This is a genomic window from Microbacterium algeriense (assembly GCF_008868005.1).
Classification (GTDB): Bacteria; Actinomycetota; Actinomycetes; order Actinomycetales; family Microbacteriaceae; genus Microbacterium; species Microbacterium algeriense.
Genome location: NZ_WAAO01000001.1, coordinates 456,337 through 474,393, shown reverse-complemented (window position 1 = coordinate 474,393; position 18,057 = coordinate 456,337). Strand labels below are relative to the sequence as shown.

Below are 18,057 nucleotides of genomic sequence, written 5' to 3'. Positions count from 1 at the left end.
CTCACATCGCGTGGCGACGGACGCCGTCGACCCAGGTCTCACGGACCTCGATCGCCGCGATCTCCTCGGCCGGCACCGCGAGCGGATCCGCGGAGAGCACCGCGAAGTCGGCGTACTTGCCCGGCTCCAGGGAGCCGAGGTCGTCCTCCCGGCCGATCGAGACCGCGCCCTCGATCGTGTGCGCCCGCAGCGCTGCGGTCGCGGAGATGCGCAGGTCGTCCGGGCCCAGCTTGTGCCCGCGACGGGTGACGCGGGTGACCGCGGTCTGGATCGCCTCCAGCGGGATCGGCTCGGCGACCGGGGCGTCCGAGGAGATCGTGATGGGTACGCCCGCACGCTCGAACTCCCCCAGCGGGTTGAAGCGCTCACCGGGCGTGCCGATGGCCTCCTCCACGCCTTCGCCCCAGTTGAAGTAGTGCTGCGTCTGGTTCACGGGACGGATGCCGGCGGCCGCCATCCGCTCGATCTGCGCCGGCGTCGGCAGACCGCAGTGCTCGATGCGGTGCCGGGCGTCCGCATCCGGACGCTCCGCCAGGGCGGCCTCGATCGCCGACACGACCATCTCGATCGCGGTGGGCGACTGGGCGTGGGTCGCGGTCTGGAGTCCGGCGGCGTGCGCCTTGCGGATGAGCTCGGCGTAGTCGACGGGCTCGTGGTAGAGCTGGCCGGTGCGACAGGGGTCGCCGACGTAGCCGTCCGGGAAGTACGCCGTCCAGCCGCCGAGGGTGCCGTCGGCGTAGAACTTGATGCCGGCGAAGCTCAGGTGCGCGTTGCCGAACTGGCCGACCAGCCCCATCTCCAGCGCCTCGTCGAGCAGGTGCGACAGCAGGTACATCGACACGCGCAGTTCCAGCCGTCCCGCCTCCGCCAGCCGCAGGTACATGTCGAACTCGCGCCTCGTGACCTGGCAGTCGCCGATCGAGGTGACCCCGCCCGCGAGGAACCGCTGCGTCGCCGCGTCGAGCTGCCGCAGGTGCTCCTCCGGCTCGTCCGCGAGGTGGAAGTTCGGACCGTGGTGGCCGATCTTCACCCCGTGCACGCCGGTGAGGATGTTGCACGCCGCGTCGGACAGCTCGCCGGTGAGCTCGCCGTCGGCGTCCCGGAAGAACTCGCCGCCGTCCGGGTTCGGGGTGTCCCGGTCCACGCCGTTGAGCTCGAGCGTGTACGAGTTCACCACCCCGCCGTGGCCGGAGGCGTTCATGAGGTACACCTCGCGGTCGGCGGCGACCTCGTCGAGCTCGAACCGCGTGGGGTGCCGCTTCTCGGCGAGGTTCCGCTGCTCGTAGCCGTAGCCGCGCACCGGGCGCCCGGCGGGGAGATCCGCCGCGGCGGCCTTCAGCAGCGCCACGATCTCCGGGATGCTCCCCGCCTTCTCGGGCCCGCAGTCCACCCAGGTCATCATCTGCCCGAACATCAGCGGATGCGCGTGCGCGTCCACGAAGCCGGGGACGATGACCGCCTCGCCCAGATCGACACGCTCCGGGGTGACTCCGGCTCGCGCCGCCACGTCCTCGCACTCCGCCGCCGTGCCGAGGGCGACGATGCGCCCCCGGTCGGTCAGCATCGCGGTGACGGTCGTGTCGGAGGCGTCGGCCGTGTGGATCGCCCGAGCGGTGATCAGCGCGGGGACGGCCTGGGCCGAGCGGTCGAAGGGGGTGAGCTTTCTCATGGGAGCCTGTTCGCGATCGGGGTCGTGCGGGTGGTGGCGGAACCGGTCAGGGGAGACGGTTCGCCGTGGTGTCGGTCCGGGCGGTGAACGACGCGGTGACCGGGGCCTCGTCGGAGTGCTGCGGCGCGAGACGCGTGCAGATCCCGGCGATGACGGCCATGCCGACGAACATCGCGATGACCGACCAGACGCTGCCGGTCCAGGCGATGAGCTGGGTCGCGAACCAGGGCGAGAACCCGGCCCAGATCGCGGCGCCGACGCCGTACGACAGGGCGATCGACGTGTAGCGGGCCTGCGGGCGGAACATCTGCGCGAGGATCGCGGCGATCGGAGCATAGGTCGCGCTCATCGCGATGCGCACCAGCGAGGCGAACAGGAAGATCAGCGGCTCGACCCGGCCCGGCATCAGCAGCAGGAACGGGGCGAAGGTCAGCACCGAGGTGATCAGACCGATGTACATCACGTTCTTCCGGCCCCACTTGTCACCGAGCCACGCGACCGGCAGGGTCACGACGAACTCCACGAACGAGGCCAGGGTCATCGCGTCGAGGATGACCTGCTCGCTGATCGCGATGGGCTCGCCCGTCGCATAGGCGGTGGCGAAGGTGGTGGCCAGGTAGTAGCCGCCGGTCGAGATGGGCAGGATGCCGATGCCGAGGAGGATCGGCTTCCAGTTGACGCGGAGGGCGAAGGCCAGCGGCATGGACTGCTTGCGCCCCTCGATCTTCTCCTCGAAGACCGGCGACTCCTCCACGCGGAACCGCACCCACAGGCCCACGCCGATCAGCACGATCGACAGCAGGAACGGGATGCGCCATCCGCCGTCCATGATGAAGTTCTCGCCCCCGCGGGACATGATCGCGAAGATGCCGGAGGCGAGCAGGGCACCGGCCGGGTTGCCGAGCTGGGTGAAGCCGCCGTAGAACGTCTTCGACTTCTCGGGAGCGTGCTCGACGCTCATGAGCACCGCGCCGCCCCATTCGCCGCCGACCGCGAGCCCCTGGATGGCACGGAGCAGGATGAGGAGGATCGGCGCGAAGATGCCGATGTTCTCGTACGTGGGGAGGCAGCCGACGAGGACGGTCGCCGCGCCCATCAGCAGCAGCGTGATGACGAGAGAGACGCGACGGCCGAGCTTGTCGCCGATGTGGCCGAACACGATGCCGCCGAGGGGACGGACGAGGAAGGCGACGGCGAACGTCGCGAAGGCCGCGGCGGTCTCGGCCAGACGGTCGCCGCTCGGGAAGAACAGCGGGCCGAAGACGAGGGCGGCAGCGGTGGCGTAGACGTAGAAGTCGTACCACTCGATGGTGGTGCCGACGAAGGCGGCGAAGCCGGCGCGGCGTGCGCGGCTGTGCACGGCACTGGTGGGGGTAGAGGTCATGGGAGCCCGCTCCTTTGCGGAAGATGTCGGATAGCGAAGGATGCTACGGACAGTCGACAGACGGGGCAAGCGCAGAACTCCAGCGAGAAGGGTCATTCACTGGTTTTCTGTCGTAGTCATCACTCATTCCGGGCCTTCCTCGCGGTCGCAGAGGCTTCTACACTGTTGCTATGCACGGCCGACCGTGCGAACGCGGGAATCTGACGAAAGCAGCCGGGACCATGGACTTCGACGCCGAACTCATCCGAGCGCTGCAGGAGGACGGGCGCGCCAGCATCCTCTCCCTCTCCCAGCGCCTCGGACAGTCCCGCGCCGCGGTCGCCGCCCGCCTGCGGAGCATGCTCGCCGACCGCACGGTGCGCGTGGTGGCCGCGGTCGATCCGGTGTTCCTCGGTCAGCACGTGCTCGCCCACGTCTCCATCCGCACCGACGGGGCCGTCGAGCTCGTGGCCGAGCACCTGCGCGACATGAGCGAGACCGTGCTCGTGTCGGCGGTCGGCGGCGCGCACGACATCGTCACGGAGGTGCGTGTCGGCTCGATGTCGGAGCTGCACGAGCTGCTCGCCCGGATCCGCGGAAGCGCCGGAGTACTCGACATCAGCACGATCATCTACTCGACCGTCGTCAAGGGCTTCTTCGTCTCCGAGTACCACGGCGGCGTGACACTGGACGCGATCGACGAGGCTCTGATCGAGCAGTTGCAGGCCGACGGCCGCAAGAGCTTCCGCGCGCTCGGCGAAGAGGTCCGACTCTCCCCCTCCGCCGTCGCGACCAGGGTGCAGCGGCTCATCGACGCCGGCGTCATCAAGATCAGCGCGGTCGAGGCCCGCGGTCTCGCGCACCGGCAGCTGTCCATGGGCGTGGGGATGACACTCGGCGACGACGACGAAGCCGTGATCGAGGAGCTGCGCCGCGGCCGGGGCGTGGACTTCGCCGCGCGGACCCTGGGCCGGTTCGACGCGGTCGCGACGCTGGTGGAGCCCTCCGCCGGTGCGCTGTACGCGAGCCTCGAGCGGCTGCGGGCGCTCCCGGGCGTGACCCGCATCGAGGCCTGGCTGCACCTCGCGGTCCTCAAGGAGGACTACGCCCGCACCCTCCGCCCCCTCCGCACGGACTGACCCACCGCGCAGTCAGGCGATCAGGGGGCGAGGGGAGAGAGGAAGGCGCGGCGGACGGCGGCGATGTCGGCGTGCTCGCGGGTGGGATGCACGCGGTTGAGGAGGAGGACGCCGAACGCGCCGGAGCCGGGATGCACGGCGAAGCAGGTCCCGGTGAACCCGGTGTGCCCCACGGCGTCGATGTCCCCCATCCAGGACTCGTCACGCACCCGCAGCCCGATCGCCTGACCGTATCCGTCGTCCGCACGCACGGCCGCCGTCGTCAGGTCCCGCACGGACGCGACCGAGAGCACCCGGCCGTGCGGGCCGTCTCCCCCGTCACGGACCATCCGCGCGAGGGCGGCCACGTCGTGCACCGAGCCGAACAGACCCGCGTGCCCGGCGGGACGGTCCAGCGCGTGCGCCAGCTCGTCGTGCACCGCCCCGCGCACGGGACCACGGTGCGGCTGCGTCTCGGTCGCCACCGCGAGGGACGGCTCCGGTACCGCGGTCAGGGACTCCGCGCCGATCGCGCCCGACACCTCCGCCCACAGTTCGGCGAGCGGTCGACCCGAGACGCGCTCCAGGTACTCCCCCGCGGCGATGTATCCCACGTCGGAATAGAGGTGTCCGGCACCCGGCTCGAATCCGAGCGGACGCTGCAGAACCCGTCGGCGCAGCTCCGCACCGCGCAGCCCCTCCCGCCACTCGCGCCCCTCCGCAGGGAGCCCCGAACTGTGGGTGAGGAGGTGCCGCAGGGTGATGCGGTGCGCGGCTTCCCCCGTGCCGACCGGCAGGACCGCCTCGACGGGTTCGTCGAGGTCGATGCGCCCGTCGTCGACGAGCCGGAGGGCCGCCACGGCCGTGAAGACCTTGGTGAGGGAGGCGAGGTCGAACAGGTGTCGCGCGGTCAGCGGCGACGGGTCGTCGTGCGCCGGGGTTCCGAGCAGCTGCAGCTCCTCCTCCCCTCCGGGCACGACCCGCAGCGAGGCCCAGGCCGAACCGGGCGCCCCGTTCACCACCGCGACGGTCCCGTCACTTGCTCATGCCGGAGGTCAGCCCGTTGATGATCTGCTTGGTCGCGAGCAGGAACAGCACCACCAGCGGGATCGTCGCGATCGTGAGTCCGGCGAACAGCTGCGGCCAGTCGGTCGAGTACTCGCCGAAGAAGCGCGTCAGACCGACGGGCAGCGTGTAGGAGTCGCGGTCGCGGAGCAGGATCAGCGGGTAGAAGAAGTCGTTCCACACCGGCACGAACCGGAATACGATCACGGTCGCGAGCGCCGGTCGCACCAGCGGCAGCAGGATCTGCAGGAACGTGCGCAGCGGACCGGCGCCGTCGATGCGCGCCGCCTCCTCGAGCTCGATCGGCAGCGCCCGGAAGAACACCGTGAGCACGAACGTCGTGAACGGGATGCCGAGGGCGCCGTACACGAGGATCAGACTGAACACGTTGCTCGTCATCTTGAGGGAGTCGAGCAGGTAGAACAGCGGCAGGATCGCGAGGTGCACCGGCAGCATGAGGCCCGAGAGGAAGACGGCCTCGATCCCGCGGAAGAACTTCGCCCTGGCCCGGGCGAAGGCATAGGCCGCGAGCACCGAGACGACGGTCGTGACGATGACCGACCCGACCGTGACCGTGATCGAGTTGATGAAGTACGTGTCGAAGGACGCGGTGATCCAGGCGTTCTGGAAGCTCGTGAACGTCGGCGGCACGGGGAGACCGAGCGGCTCCGTCGCGATCTGCTGCTGGGTGCGCAGCGAGTTGTTGACCATGAGCAGCAGCGGACCGATCGCGATGAGCGCGTATCCCCAGAGGAACACGTTCGCGAGCAGGCGCCCGATGAAGGGCGTGTCGGATGTGCGGCGCGATCGGCGACGCGGGGCGGTCGGCCGCCCGGAGACGATCGCCTCGGTGGTGGACTCCTGACGGGTGTCGATGGCGGTGCTCATCAGAACAGCTTTCGTTCGGCGCGACGCATCGTGGAGGTGATCACGACCGAGATCACCATGATGAAGAGGAACAGGACCGTCGCGAGCGCGGAGGAGACGCCGATCGAGTTCGGGTTCCCGGACTCGAAGGCGGTGCGGTAGAAGAGGAGCATCATCACGTCGGTGGAACCGGCGGGTGCGCCGTTCGAGCCGGCGAGCGCGAACGGGATCGCCATCGCCTCCATGCTGCCGATGAAGGTGAGCACCGTGATGATGCCGATCGTCGGGGTGAGCATGGGCAGCGTGATGTAGCGGAAGCGCTTGGCGGCGGTCGCGCCGTCGAGCGAGGCGGCCTCCTCGATCTCCTCGGGGATGCCGCCGAGGGCCGCACCGTAGAGCAGGATGGGGAAGCCGATCCACTGCCAGGCGCTGACCAGCACGATCACCCAGATCGCGAGCTGCGGGTCGCCGAGCCAGGGAAGGGCCAGGCTCTCCAGGCCGACCCCGCGGAGGATCGCGTTCACGGGTCCGAACAGCGGCGACAGCATGAGCGACCAGAGGTAGCCGATCACCATCGGGCTCACGAGGTAGGGCAGCGCGAAGATCGTCTGGAAGAAGCGCTTCGTGCGCTTGCGCCGGTGCAGCAGGGTGGCGATGCCGAGACCCAGGGAGTTCTGGAACACCAGGGCGCCGGCGAACAGCAGCAGGTTGTGGCCGAAGGCGTTCCACAGCTCGGAGGCGTAGGGCTCCTTGGTGAGGAGCGTGATGTAGTTCGCGACGCCGGCGAAGCCGCCCTGCTTCGTGCCCTGCCAGTCGAAGAACGAGTAGCTGAGCGCGGCGAGCATGGGGTACAGGATCAGGACGGCGAAGAGCACCGCCGCCGGCAGGACGAAGAGTGCGGCGGTCGGGGTGGAGAGCGCGATGCCGGTGCGGGTGCGGCGGGCCTTCGGCCGCCGGACGGGGAGGGTCAGAGCCATGGGTGTGAGTCCTTCGCTCCGCGGTGGTGAGCGCCGGGTCGGGCGCTCACCACCGCGGTCGGATCAGGATGCGGGGGTGAACCAGGTGGAGATCCCGGACTGCAGGTCGGCGCCGAGCTGCTCGGGGGTCTTGTCGCCGAGGAACATCGCCTGGATGTCCGGGCCGAGGACGGCCGTGCCGGTCGGGTCTCCGTAGCGGAAGTCGACGAGCAGCAGGTACGGTGCCGGGTTGGCGGTGTACTGCTCGTTCATCTCCTGCATCAGCGGGTCGGAGTACTCCACGCCGGGCAGGGCCGAGAACTGGTCTACCTCGTCGGCGACGAGCTGGCCGAACTCCTTCGTGGTCATCCAGTTGAGCAGCTCGGTCGCGGCCTCCTGCTTCTCGCTCGCGGCGTTGATGCCGAAGCTGCCGTCGGCGTAGCCGGGGGTCACCGCGTGGTCGAGCGCACTGCCGGGGGCCGGCGGCACCTCGTACACGCCCCACTCGGTGTCCGGGGCGGAGTTCTGGAACGTCGGCAGGTCGAAGGATCCGCCGGGCCACTGCGCGGCCTGCCCCGAGGTGAACTGCAGCACGGCGTCGGCGACGGCGATCGCGTTCACGTTCTTGTCGAGGTACTTCTGCATGTCCTTGACGATCTGCAGCGAGGAGACGTAGGCGGGGTCGGTGAAGTCGACGTCGCCGGCGAGCACCTTCTCCTCGAACTCGGATCCGCCGTAGTTCGCCGATCCCACGATGTCGTGGAACATCGGCAGGACCCAGTCCTCGCGGGCGCCGAGTGCCATCGGGGTGACGCCCTCGCCGAGCAGGGTCTCCTGCAGCTCGATGAACTCGTCCCAGTCCGTGGGCTCCTCGAGGCCCATCTCGTCGAACATGGTCTTGTTGTAGAACATCTGCATGGTCTGGTAGGCGAAGGGGACGCCGTAGGTCTTGCCGTCGTCCTTGCCCTGGGCCGCGCGCAGCACCGTCGGGTCGAACTGGTCGAGGCCGTCGACGAGGTCGTCGATCGGGACGATCTGCTCGGACTGGATCGCGGACTGGATGCCGCCGTAGGCGCGCAGCATCGCGATGTCCGGTCCGTCGCTGCCCTCGAGGCCCGTCGCGAGGATCTGGTTGTACTCGGTGGGCTGGAAGCCCTCGAACTCGACGGTCACCCCGGGGTGGGACTCCTCGTACTTGTCGAAGACGGCCTCCCACTTCGGAGAGGACGATGCCTGCCAGGACCAGACGGTGAGGGTGACGTCTTCGGCGCCATCACCGCTGGATGCGGCCGGTGCGCAGCCCGCGACGGCGAGCCCTGCGACGAGAAGGCCTGCGGTGGACGCGAGGCGGACGGGGCGGTTTCGCATGGTGTTCCTCTCGGACGGTGACAGCCACCGGGCACGTCGTGGCTGCCGAGATTGCGGGAAGAGTCGTCGTTCGGTGCGGCCTCTGTGCTGAAGACGCGTCGGGCGACGTCGGTGTCGTGCAGCACCGCCACGGTCCGGGGAGATGCCGACAAGCCCACTTTGGGCAATCTCTTACAGAAATGCAAGCAAATCTGAAAATTCCTTCCGAAGTGTGACCGAAGCCTGCCATCATGGCCTCGTGCCGAACAGTGTCGTGACAGCCATCCACCAGCGCATCTCGGAGTTGACCCCGACGGAGCGCCGCATCGCCGAGCACGTCCTCGCCGACCCGCAGGCCGTGGTGGAGGGCTCCATCACCCGACTGGCCGACGACTGCTCCGTGTCGGTGGCGAGCGTCGCGCGATTCACCCGCAGCGTCGGGTTCGCCGGATTCCCCGACATCCGCCTCGCCCTCGCGACCGAGCTGACGCGCACCGCCTCCGATCGCGAACGTTTCCAGGTGTCGGCCGGGGATGTGAGCCGTTACGACGACGCCGCCACAACCGTCCGCAAGATCGCGTTCGCCGAGGCCGCCGCCATCGAGCGCACCGCCCGACAGCTCGACATCGACGAACTCGAACGCTGCGTCGCCGAGCTCCGGGGCGCCCGCCGCATCGACATCTACGGCGCCGCCTCCAGCGGCCTCGCCGCGCAGGACCTCGAGCAGAAGCTGCACCGCGCCGGCCTCGTCGCCCAGGCGCGCACCGACCATCACCTCGCCCTCACCGGGGCGGCGCTGCTGGACGCCCGGGACGTCGCGATCGCCATCTCGCACTCCGGTCGCACGCTCGAGATCGTGCAGGCCGCGCAGGTCGCGGCGAGCGCCGGGGCGACGACGATCGCGATCACCAACAACCCGCGATCGCCGCTCGCGCGCGCGTGCGAGCTCGTGCTCGTGACGGCCGTGTCGGAGTCGACGTTCCGCTCCGGCGCCATGGCCAGCCGGATCGCCCAGCTCGCGCTCCTCGACTTCCTCTACACGCGCATCGCGCAGGCCGACTACGACACCATCTCCGACAATCTGCAGCGCACGCTCGACGCCGTCACCACACACAGAATCGACTGAACCCATGAAACTCGGAATCGACCGACTCCTCCAGCATGACCTCCCGGAACCGCTCGCCGCGAAGCTCCGGCGCAGCCGGATCGGGATGCTCACGAACGACCTGGCGCTCACCTCGCAGCTCACACGCGGACGCGCCTCGCTGGCCGACGCCGGCTGGTCGCTCGACCTCCTCTTCGGCCCGGAGCACGGACTGGACGGACGCGCGCGGGAGGGCGAGCTCGTCAGCGGCGGCGTCGACCGTGTCACCGGCATCCCCGTGCGCAGCCTGTACGGCGCCGACGTGCGCCCCGCTCCCGAGGACCTGTCCGGACTGGATGTCGTGCTCGTCGACCTTCCCGACGTCGGCGCCCGCTTCTACACGTACATCTGGACGATGAGCCACCTGCTCGAGGCCTGCGCGGACGCGGGGGTGTCCGTCGTCGTGCTCGACCGCCCCAACCCGCTGGGCGGACGGCTCGACCAGGCCGAGGGACCGATGCTCGACGAGGCGGCGCAGTCGCTCGTCGGGCGCTGGAGCATGCCCATCCGCCACGGTCTCACCATCGGGGAACTCGCCAGGCACTGGGTGCGCACGCGCGGCATCGACGTCGAGCTCGACGTGGTCGCCGTCGACGGCTGGGAGCGCACGCAGACGGCGATCGGCCGCCAGGAGCTGACCTGGATGCCGCCGTCGCTGAACCTGCCGAGCGCGGCGACCACGCTCCTCTACCCCGGCACCTGCCTCGCGGAGGGCGTGAACGTGTCGGAGGGGCGCAGCACCGCCGTGCCGTTCCGCGTGATCGGGGCGCCGTTCATCGACGCCGAGGACTACGCCCAGGCGGTGAACGCGCTGGAGCTGCCCGGCCTCGCCGCCTCGCCGTACGGGTTCACGCCGCTCGTGCGCGACCACGCCGGTCAGGCCTGCGAGGGCGTGATCCTTCATGTGACCGACGCCGAGGCCTTGCGTCCCGTGCACACCGGCGTCCGCCTTCTCTCGCTGCTCGCGGAGCTGTACCCGGATTCGCTCGTCGAGCGCTCGCTCGTGCCGATGCCAGGGGAGTCGGACTGGTCGCCTCTCGAGAAGCTCTTCGGCGTGCACGGCGCGTTCGCGCAGATCGCAGCCGGGCAGTGGAACGATCCCGCCTCTCTCGCGGTGCCGCGGTGGGCGGCAGCCGTCGAGGCGGACCTGATCTACGCCTGAGCCTGTACGGAGGCCCCGCGACCGCGTCAAGGGGGTCGAGGCCCGCGACCGCGGCGGGCAGACTCGCCCGCATGAGCAGCCCGGAATCCCGCGCGACCGCGGACGGACCGCCGCGCACCCCCGACGGGCGGCACATCCTCGTCGACGGACGGCGGTGGCGAGCGACGGATCCCTCCATCCCGGAGACCCTGCGCCAGGAGCTGGTCGACGAGCTCATGTCGGCGCGCCGTGCGGTGAAGAGCGCGGACGCCGACGCCCGGCGACGGGTGCACGACGCCAAGACCGCGCTCGGAGAACGCGGAGCGCCGTGGTGGGAGGAGTCTTCGGCCGACGAGGCGGACGCGCGCATCGCCGCGACCATCCGCGCGCTCACCCGCAAGCGGTCGGAGTCGTCGATCTGTCCGAGCGACGTCGCCCGCGCCGTCGGCGGCGAGTCCTGGCGCGCCCGGATGCCCGACGTGCGACGGGTCGCCGCGAGCCTGGCCGACAGCGGCGAGGTCGTCGTCACACAGAAGGGCGAGACCGTCCGGATCGACGACGCCAAGGGCCCGGTGCGCATCCGCCGGGGCCCCGCGCTCTGACCCGCACGGCACGGCGCGCCGTCACCGGCCGTTCACCCGACGCCGCCAGACTTCGAGCATGAGCGAAACCGAGGGACACGGCGCCGTGCCCGAGCCCGTGGCCACCGCGAACAGCGGGGCTGTGGCCGTCGTCGGCCTCGACCTGCGCGGCGAGACCCCGGCACCGAAGAAGCAGGTCTACTCGTGGGCCCTGTGGGATTGGGCGACACAGCCGTTCAACACCGTCATCCTGACGTTCGTGTTCACGGCGCTCTACCTCGTGAGCGAATCCTTCCTCCCCGCCGACGTCGCCGCCCTCGCGGAGAGCGACCCCGTGCGGCTCGCCGCGGAGGCCGACCTCGCCTCCGGCCTGGGGCTGGGGTCGACGATCGCGGCCTTCGGCATCCTGCTGCTCGCTCCCGTGCTGGGCCAGCGGGCGGATGCGGCCGGACGACAGAAGCTGTGGCTCGGGATCGGCACCGGCGCCCTGATCCTCTGCATGCTCGGCCTCTGGTTCGTGGAACCCGCTCCGAGCCTGTTCTGGTTGGGCGTCGCGCTGATCTCCGCCGCCACGGTGTTCCAGGAGATCGCGGCCGTGAACTCGAACGCCATGCTGATCGGCATCGCCACCCCCAAGAACGTCGGCCGGATCTCGGGTCTCGGCTGGGGATTCGGCTACCTCGGCGGCATCATCGCCCTGGTGATCGTGGTCGTGCTCGACACGTTCGACTGGTTCGGCATGCCCACCGACGGCGGGCTCGCCTACCGTCTCATCGCGGTCGGCTGCGCGGTGTGGGCCATCGTCTTCAGCATCCCGATCTTCCTGAACGTGCCGGAGCCGTCCCTCGGCCGCCCCGAGCGCAAGGTGGGCTTCTTCGCGTCGTACCCGCTGCTGGTGAAGGACGTCATCGGCCTCTACCGCGACACCGAGACCCGTCCCACCTTCTGGTACCTGCTGGCCAGCGCCGTCTTCCGCGACGGACTGGGGGGCGTGTTCGCGTTCGGAGCGATCATCGGCACCGCGGTGTTCCACTTCGGCACGCAGGACATCATCATCTTCGGGATCGCCGCGAACCTCATCGCCGGCGTCTCGACGATCGCGGCCGGCCGCCTCGACGACTACCTCGGCCCGAAGCGGATCATCCTCGTGTCGATCGGCTCGATGATCGTCGCCGGCCTCGCCGTGTTCTTCCTCCGGGATGGCGGCTCGCTGGTGTTCTGGATCGGCGGTCTCATCCTGTGCGCCTTCGTCGGTCCGGCTCAGGCAGCGGCGCGGTCGTTCCTGGCGCGGGTCACTCCCGCCGGGCGCGAGGGCGAGATCTTCGGCCTCTACGCCACGACCGGTCGCGCCGCGAGCTGGATGGCCTCCGGCGCGTGGACGGTGCTGATCGTGCTGACCGCGCAGACCGCCTTCGGCATCCTCGGCATCGTCCTGGTCCTGATCCTCGGATTCCTGCTCCTCCTCCCCGTCAAGTCCCCCCGCTGACCCCCTCCCCGCCGCTGCTCCTGCTCTGCCGCTCCTGCCCCGCCCCGCCCCGCCCCGCCCCTGCTCCTGCTGCACAACTTCGGAGATCCAAGGCGACACGCCGACGCGGCGGCCGAATCCGCGGCGTGTCGCGGCGAATCTCCGAAGTTGTGCGGATGGACGGGGCGGGACAGGGGCAGGTCTCCGAAGTTGTGCGGGCGGACGAGGCGGGGCCGGGGACGGGGCGGGGACGGCGGGGTGGGGGTGGGAGTAGCCTGACCCGGTGACCGTGCTGCTCGCCTTCCTGGCCAACATCCTCGTCGCGATCGCGAAGACGGTCGCGGCCGTGATCACGTCATCCGCATCGATGGTCGCCGAGGCGGCGCATTCATGGGCGGATGCCGGCAACGAGGTGTTCTTGCTGATCGCCGACCGCCGCGGGGCGAAGACCAAGGATGCCCGGCATCCGCTCGGCTACGGACGCAATGCGTTCGTGTGGTCGCTCATCGCGGCGTTCGGCATCTTCACCGCCGGCTCGATCGTGTCGATCATGCACGGCATCCAGGAGCTGTCGGACACGGGGCCCGTGGAGAGCCCCGTCGTGGCGTACGTGGTTCTCGGCATCGCGTTCGTGCTGGAGGGAGCGTCCTTCACGCAGGCGATGGTGAAGTCGCGACGGCTGGCGCGGCAGGGCGGCACCTCGACGTGGGACTTCGTGCTCGACACGAGCGACACCACGCTGCGGGCCGTCTTCTTCGAGGACTCGGCGGCCCTCATCGGCCTCGCGCTCGCGGGCGGGTCCATCCTCCTGCACCAGCTGACCGGCGTCGCAGCCTGGGATGCGATCGGCTCGATCCTCGTCGGCATCCTGCTCGGCGTCGTCGCCGTGATCCTCATCGGCCGCAACATCGCCTTCCTCGTCGGAGCGACGGCGGCGCCGAAGCTGCGGGCGCGGGTGGGCAGGGCCCTGCTCGGGCTGGACCAGATCGAACGGGTCACCTACCTGCACATCGAGTACGTCGGACCGAACCGGCTGTTCATCGTCGCGGAGGTCGACCTGGCCGGGGACGCCAGGGAGCACGACGTCGCGCGGCGGCTGCGCGACGTCGAGCAGCGGATCGAGGCGCACGAGGCCGTCGAGACGGTCGTGCTGTCGCTGTCGGTGGACGACGAGCCGTCGCTGGAGTTCGCGCCCGCCTGATTCAGCGCTGCCAGTTGTCGGCGAGCTTGTTCAGCAGGCGGGCGAGTTCCGTGCGCTCCGCGTCGGTGAACGAGGAGAGGGCGTTGGTCAGCAGCTGTCGCCGCTCCCCCCGCACGCCCCGGGCGAGCCGACGACCCTCGTCGGTGAGGGCGATGCGCGTGCGTCGCGCGTCGTCGGGATCCGCCTCGCGCCGCACGTAGCCGCGGTCCACCCCCTGCTGCACGAGGCGGGAGGCGCGCGGCTGGTCCACGCCGATGGCGACGCCGAGGTCGCTGACGCTCAGAGGGGCGGATGCCGCGGCGAGCGCTTCCAGCATCCGCATGCGTGCCGGGCCTCCGAGCCGTCCGGAGGGGTCGGCCATCCATGGCGGCATGCCGGGGTGGCCGTGATGATGCTCGAGGTGATCGTGGGCGTCGTCGCCGAGCGGGCCGCCGTGCCACCCGTGCGGACCCCCATGGCCATGCCCCCGCTCCGACGGACCCCGTCGTCCGGGAGCACGGTCGCCCGGTCGACGACCACGGAGGCGGGACAGCGCCTGCGCGATGGCTTCGGCGGGATCCGGCTGGGCGGGGTCTGCGGGTTCGGTGGTCATGCCCTGATTTTACATGCGACTTGACATGCACTCCGACTCCATGTCACCATACATGTACATGCACTGTGACATCCACATGCACATCGACAACAAAAGGACTTCCCATGAACACCCCTGAATCACAGAACACTTCTTCCCGCCCCTTCGGCTACTGGCTCAAGGCCGCGGATCGGCTCATGGCAGCCGAGTTCGCCGCCGCGTTCGAGGGCGAGCACCTCAGCCGCCGCGACTGGCGCATCCTCAACATCGTCGACGGCACGACGGCCGCCGACCGCCCCCTTCCCGAGCACAAGCTGCATCGCCTGATCGAACGCGGCTGGATCGTCGCGGGCGCGGAGGGGTGGACCCTGACCGACGAAGGCCGCTCGGCCAAGGAGCGCCTCGGCGCCCTGGTCGACGGCATCCGCGCGAAGGTGTCCGACGCCGTCTCCGACGAGGACATGGCCACCACGCTCGCGTCGCTCGAGAAGATCGCTCGCGCCTTCGGGTGGGACGAAGAGACGCCGCTCCCCCGCGGACGCGGACACCGTTTCGGCGGACACGGAAGCGGACACGAGCACGGCCACGGCTTCCCGGGCGGCTTCGGACACGGACGCGACTTCGGTCACGGACGCGGCTTCGATCACGGACGCGGCTTCGGTCACGGGCACGGCTGCGAGCACGGCCGGGGACACGGGCCCCACGGCGGGCACCACCGCGCCGAGCGGTTGGCCCAGCACGCATTCGAGCGTGGCTTCGACGCCGGCTTCAGCCGCGGTCGCGACGCCTGAACTCCCCGGAGTGAGCGGGACGGGCTTCGGCTCGCTCCGTTCGCTCCGCGACCGACGTCAGAGCGCGAGGAGAGCGAGCGCCGCCTCGGATGCGCCGGCGGAGCGCAGACGCTCCCGCATCGCAGCAGCGGCCACGGCGTAGGGACGCTCGTCCGCCAGCAGCAGTGACCGGGAGTTGGCCTCCTCGTTCAGGGCGATGAGCTCGAACGCGAGGACCTCGGCATCCGCATCGATCTCGCCCGCAGCCACCGCATGCCGCAACTGGGCCTCGACGTAGCCGTACCAGTCGGTCAGAGCCTCGCGCACGGCGTCGCGCACCGGCCCCGCTTTGGAGTCGACGTCCGCCGCCGTCGCCGCGAAGAAGCAACCACCCGTGAAGACCCGATCCTTTGAGTAGCTCAGGGCGTTGTGCAGCAGCGCGGCCACTCGTCGCACCCCTCGGGGCTGCGCGCGCGCCGGCTCCACGATCCGGGCCACGAAGATCTCCCGCGCGGCGGCGACCGTGGCCAGCTGCAGCCCCTCCTTGCTCTGGAACAGCGTCGCGATGCTGCTCTTGCTGGAGCCCGAGGCGTCGGCGAGACGGCCGATCGTCAGCCCGTCGAGTCCCTCCACCGAGGCGAGATCCGTCGCGCTCTGCAGCACGATGCGACGCGAGGCGTCGCCCCGGGCCCTCCGCCCGTCCAGAACCGTTCCGCTGGCCATGCCCCTAGTATACGAACGATCGTTCGCCTACTATACGTATGATCGTTCGTATTGTTCTGGCGAAGGAGTCCCATGCCATCCGCTCCCCTGCTGCTGGCCCGCAGCATCCCCTCGATCGCCCGAGTCTCGCCGACGCTCGCCGGCGACCTCGCCTACCGCCTCTTCTTCACGACCTCTCCGCGGATGCCGGTCCGGACGCCGGATGCGCCCACCCATGCGGATGCCCGCCGTGGCAGCCTGCGCGTGCGCGGTGCAGAGATCACCACCTACGTCTGGGGCACCGGCCCGCGCACAGCCCTGCTCCTGCACGGGTGGCGCGGACGCACATCGCCTTTCGCTCCGCTCGTGCGCGAACTCGTCGCCGAGCGGTTCCGCGTGGTGTCGTTCGACGCGCCGGCGCACGGATCCTCGCGCGGGCGGCGCACGGACATCCGCGACTGGATCGACGCCGCCGAGCAGCTGCACACGACGCACGGGCCGTTCGACCTGATCGTCGGGCACTCCTTCGGCGCCCTGGCCGCGTTGACGATCGCTCGCGCCGGCGTTCCGACTCCCGCGGTCGTCACGATCGCGGGGGCGGCGAGTCCCGACGCGTTCCTCGCGCAGTTCGCGCGGGACCTCGACCTCGACGATCGGACCGCCGCGCGCCTCGCCGAGCGCTTCCGTCGTCGACTCGATCTCGACGAGACGACCGTCTCGGCTCGGTACGACGCCGTGGCTCATCCGCTGCCCGAGGGAACGCGGCTCCTCGTGGTGCACGACCGGGACGACCGGCGCATGCCCGACGACAGCTCGCTCCTCCTGCATGCGGCCCACGGCGCGCGGTCCCGCCTGCTGCGCACCGACGGGCTCGGCCATGCGCGGATCCTGTCCGCCGATCCGACGCTGGACGCCGTCGTGGCCCTCGCGACGGGCGGGTTCGACGCGGTCGACGGACTCGGGACGACCGCGGGCGATGAGACCTCGACGGCGACGCGGCCGCCCGGCGTCAGAGTGCCGGGCTGAGGAGGAGCCGGAACTGCTCGGCGCCGTCCGCGCTGGAGAGGAACGGCAGCCCCGAGGTGTTCAGCAGGAAGACGATGACTCCGATCGCGGCGACCGCGAGCAGGAGCAGGAACGCGAAGATCGCCACCGTGAGCCCTCGATAGCCGCCCGACGTGGGCACTTCCGGCGCGACGGACGGCTGCGACCAGTCGTCGGCGGCGGCAGCAGGGGGCTCTCCGTCGAGGATGGCCGGAGTCGGTCGAGACCGGTCGGCGGATCGACGGCGCCGCTCTGCGGGTGGCGGCGGGATCAGCGCGTCGTCCGCGGAGGCGTCGTCCGGAGGTTCGGAGAGCAGTCCCTCCGGGATCGGGATCTCGGGCGGGGGCGGTGGGATGACGACGTCGGCGGGCGGGATCACCGGCTCCTCCGGAACCGCGGCGTCGTCCGGGATCCTGCCGTCGTCGTCGCTCATGTCAGCCTCCGACTGCTCCGACGTCGGTGACGCCGACGTCCGTCCGATGGAAGTTCTGGAACGACCGGGAGGCCGTGGGTCCGCGCTGCCCCTGGTACCGGTTGCCGTAGGGGCCGGAGCCGTACGGGTTCTCGGCGGGCGAGGTCAGGCGGAAGAAGCACAGCTGCCCGATCTTCATCCCCGGCCACAGCTTGATCGGCAGGGTGGCGACGTTGGCGAGCTCCAGCGTCACGTGACCGGTGAAGCCGGGGTCGATGAAGCCGGCCGTGGAATGCGTGATGAGACCGAGCCGGCCGAGCGACGACTTTCCCTCGAGGCGCGCGGCGATGTCGTCGGGGAGCGTGACCTGCTCGAAAGTGGCGCCGAGGGCGAACTCTCCCGGATGCAGGATGAACGGCTCATCGGGGGCGACCTCGATCAGACGCGTCAGCTCCGGCTGGTCGACCGACGGGTCGATGAACGGGTACTTGTGGTTGTCGAACAGGCGGAAGTACCGGTCCAGGCGCACGTCGACGCTCGACGGCTGGACCATCTCCCGCTCGTGCGGCTCCAGGCCGATGCGTCCGGATGCGAGTTCTGCCTTGATGTCGCGGTCGCTGAGAAGCACGGCACCAGCCTAG

At 70.3% G+C, this 18,057-nt stretch carries 18 protein-coding genes; 8 read left to right on the top strand and 10 right to left on the bottom strand.

The features are described from left to right. Window position 1: 1 nt before the first annotated feature. Both F6A08_RS02295 and F6A08_RS02290 read right to left on the bottom strand, forming a co-directional pair. The gene (locus F6A08_RS02295; RefSeq protein WP_151458485.1) at window positions 2–1,669 is read right to left on the bottom strand and encodes an amidohydrolase; all 1,668 of its coding nucleotides are present in this window, start codon (window positions 1,667–1,669) and stop codon (window positions 2–4) included. 46 nt (window positions 1,670–1,715) lie between these two features. Beyond that, on the bottom strand, window positions 1,716–3,053 hold the full coding sequence (locus F6A08_RS02290; protein ID WP_026049892.1) for an MFS transporter: 1,338 nt from the start codon (window positions 3,051–3,053) through the stop codon (window positions 1,716–1,718). A gap of 170 nt (window positions 3,054–3,223) precedes the next feature. On the opposite strand from F6A08_RS02290, the gene F6A08_RS02285 reads away from it, so the two are divergent. Continuing rightward, window positions 3,224–4,171 carry an Lrp/AsnC family transcriptional regulator gene (locus F6A08_RS02285; RefSeq protein ID WP_225855704.1) on the top strand — a complete coding sequence of 316 codons (948 nt, stop codon included), beginning with the start codon at window positions 3,224–3,226 and terminating at the stop codon, window positions 4,169–4,171. A 20-nt stretch (window positions 4,172–4,191) separates the two neighbouring features. Here F6A08_RS02285 and F6A08_RS02280 read toward each other — a convergent pair whose 3' ends face one another. From F6A08_RS02280 to F6A08_RS02265, 4 genes are all read right to left on the bottom strand, one after another. Then, the gene (locus tag F6A08_RS02280; RefSeq protein ID WP_225855703.1) at window positions 4,192–5,169 is read right to left on the bottom strand and encodes a serine hydrolase domain-containing protein; all 978 of its coding nucleotides are present in this window, start codon (window positions 5,167–5,169) and stop codon (window positions 4,192–4,194) included. Window positions 5,170–5,185: 16 nt separating this feature from the next. Beyond that, window positions 5,186–6,103: a carbohydrate ABC transporter permease gene (locus F6A08_RS02275; protein WP_151458483.1), complete on the bottom strand. Its 918-nt coding sequence runs from the start codon at window positions 6,101–6,103 to the stop codon at window positions 5,186–5,188. Continuing rightward, window positions 6,103–7,059, bottom strand: coding sequence for a carbohydrate ABC transporter permease (locus F6A08_RS02270; protein WP_017203525.1), 957 nt, complete (start codon window positions 7,057–7,059; stop codon window positions 6,103–6,105). Before F6A08_RS02270 ends, F6A08_RS02275 begins: the two co-directional genes overlap by 1 nt. Before the next feature lie 63 nt (window positions 7,060–7,122). After that, a complete protein-coding gene (locus F6A08_RS02265) occupies window positions 7,123–8,406 on the bottom strand; it encodes an ABC transporter substrate-binding protein (protein WP_151458482.1) in 1,284 nt (427 codons plus the stop codon). A gap of 238 nt (window positions 8,407–8,644) precedes the next feature. On the opposite strand from F6A08_RS02265, the gene F6A08_RS02260 reads away from it, so the two are divergent. From F6A08_RS02260 to F6A08_RS02240, 5 genes are all read left to right on the top strand, one after another. Continuing rightward, on the top strand, window positions 8,645–9,511 hold the full coding sequence (locus F6A08_RS02260; RefSeq protein ID WP_017203527.1) for a MurR/RpiR family transcriptional regulator: 867 nt from the start codon (window positions 8,645–8,647) through the stop codon (window positions 9,509–9,511). Window positions 9,512–9,515: 4 nt separating this feature from the next. Next, window positions 9,516–10,691, top strand: coding sequence for an exo-beta-N-acetylmuramidase NamZ family protein (locus F6A08_RS02255; RefSeq protein ID WP_151458481.1), 1,176 nt, complete (start codon window positions 9,516–9,518; stop codon window positions 10,689–10,691). Between the two features lie 71 nt (window positions 10,692–10,762). Further along, window positions 10,763–11,272, top strand: a complete 510-nt coding sequence (locus F6A08_RS02250) for a DUF3253 domain-containing protein (RefSeq protein ID WP_151458480.1) — start codon at window positions 10,763–10,765, stop codon at window positions 11,270–11,272. 58 nt (window positions 11,273–11,330) lie between these two features. After that, window positions 11,331–12,737 (top strand): MFS transporter, encoded by a 1,407-nt coding sequence (locus F6A08_RS02245; protein WP_124896635.1) that lies wholly within the window; start codon window positions 11,331–11,333, stop codon window positions 12,735–12,737. A 262-nt stretch (window positions 12,738–12,999) separates the two neighbouring features. Then, window positions 13,000–13,917 carry a cation diffusion facilitator family transporter gene (locus F6A08_RS02240; RefSeq protein ID WP_124896636.1) on the top strand — a complete coding sequence of 306 codons (918 nt, stop codon included), beginning with the start codon at window positions 13,000–13,002 and terminating at the stop codon, window positions 13,915–13,917. A gap of 1 nt (window position 13,918) precedes the next feature. Here F6A08_RS02240 and F6A08_RS17745 read toward each other — a convergent pair whose 3' ends face one another. Then, on the bottom strand, window positions 13,919–14,509 hold the full coding sequence (locus tag F6A08_RS17745) for a MarR family winged helix-turn-helix transcriptional regulator (RefSeq protein ID WP_225855702.1): 591 nt from the start codon (window positions 14,507–14,509) through the stop codon (window positions 13,919–13,921). Between the two features lie 104 nt (window positions 14,510–14,613). Here F6A08_RS17745 and F6A08_RS02230 point away from each other — a divergent pair, with 104 nt between their 5' ends. After that, the gene (locus tag F6A08_RS02230) at window positions 14,614–15,279 is read left to right on the top strand and encodes a hypothetical protein (RefSeq protein ID WP_151458479.1); all 666 of its coding nucleotides are present in this window, start codon (window positions 14,614–14,616) and stop codon (window positions 15,277–15,279) included. A 57-nt stretch (window positions 15,280–15,336) separates the two neighbouring features. Here the strand turns inward: F6A08_RS02230 and F6A08_RS02225 are convergent, their stop codons facing one another. Next, entirely contained in the window at window positions 15,337–15,981 is a 645-nt protein-coding gene (locus F6A08_RS02225; RefSeq protein ID WP_151458478.1) for a TetR/AcrR family transcriptional regulator, read from the bottom strand. Window positions 15,982–16,053: 72 nt separating this feature from the next. Between F6A08_RS02225 and F6A08_RS02220 the strand changes: the two genes are divergently transcribed. Beyond that, window positions 16,054–16,986, top strand: a complete 933-nt coding sequence (locus tag F6A08_RS02220; RefSeq protein ID WP_151458477.1) for an alpha/beta fold hydrolase — start codon at window positions 16,054–16,056, stop codon at window positions 16,984–16,986. On the opposite strand, the gene F6A08_RS02215 is transcribed toward F6A08_RS02220, so the two are convergent. Further along, complete coding sequence (locus tag F6A08_RS02215; RefSeq protein WP_124896640.1) at window positions 16,970–17,437, bottom strand: hypothetical protein; 468 nt, start codon at window positions 17,435–17,437, stop codon at window positions 16,970–16,972. The two genes, F6A08_RS02220 and F6A08_RS02215, sit on opposite strands and share 17 nt — an antisense overlap. 1 nt (window position 17,438) lies before the next feature. Further along, window positions 17,439–18,044, bottom strand: coding sequence for a dCTP deaminase (gene dcd, locus F6A08_RS02210; RefSeq protein ID WP_017203537.1), 606 nt, complete (start codon window positions 18,042–18,044; stop codon window positions 17,439–17,441). Between the last annotated feature and the right edge of the window lie 13 nt (window positions 18,045–18,057).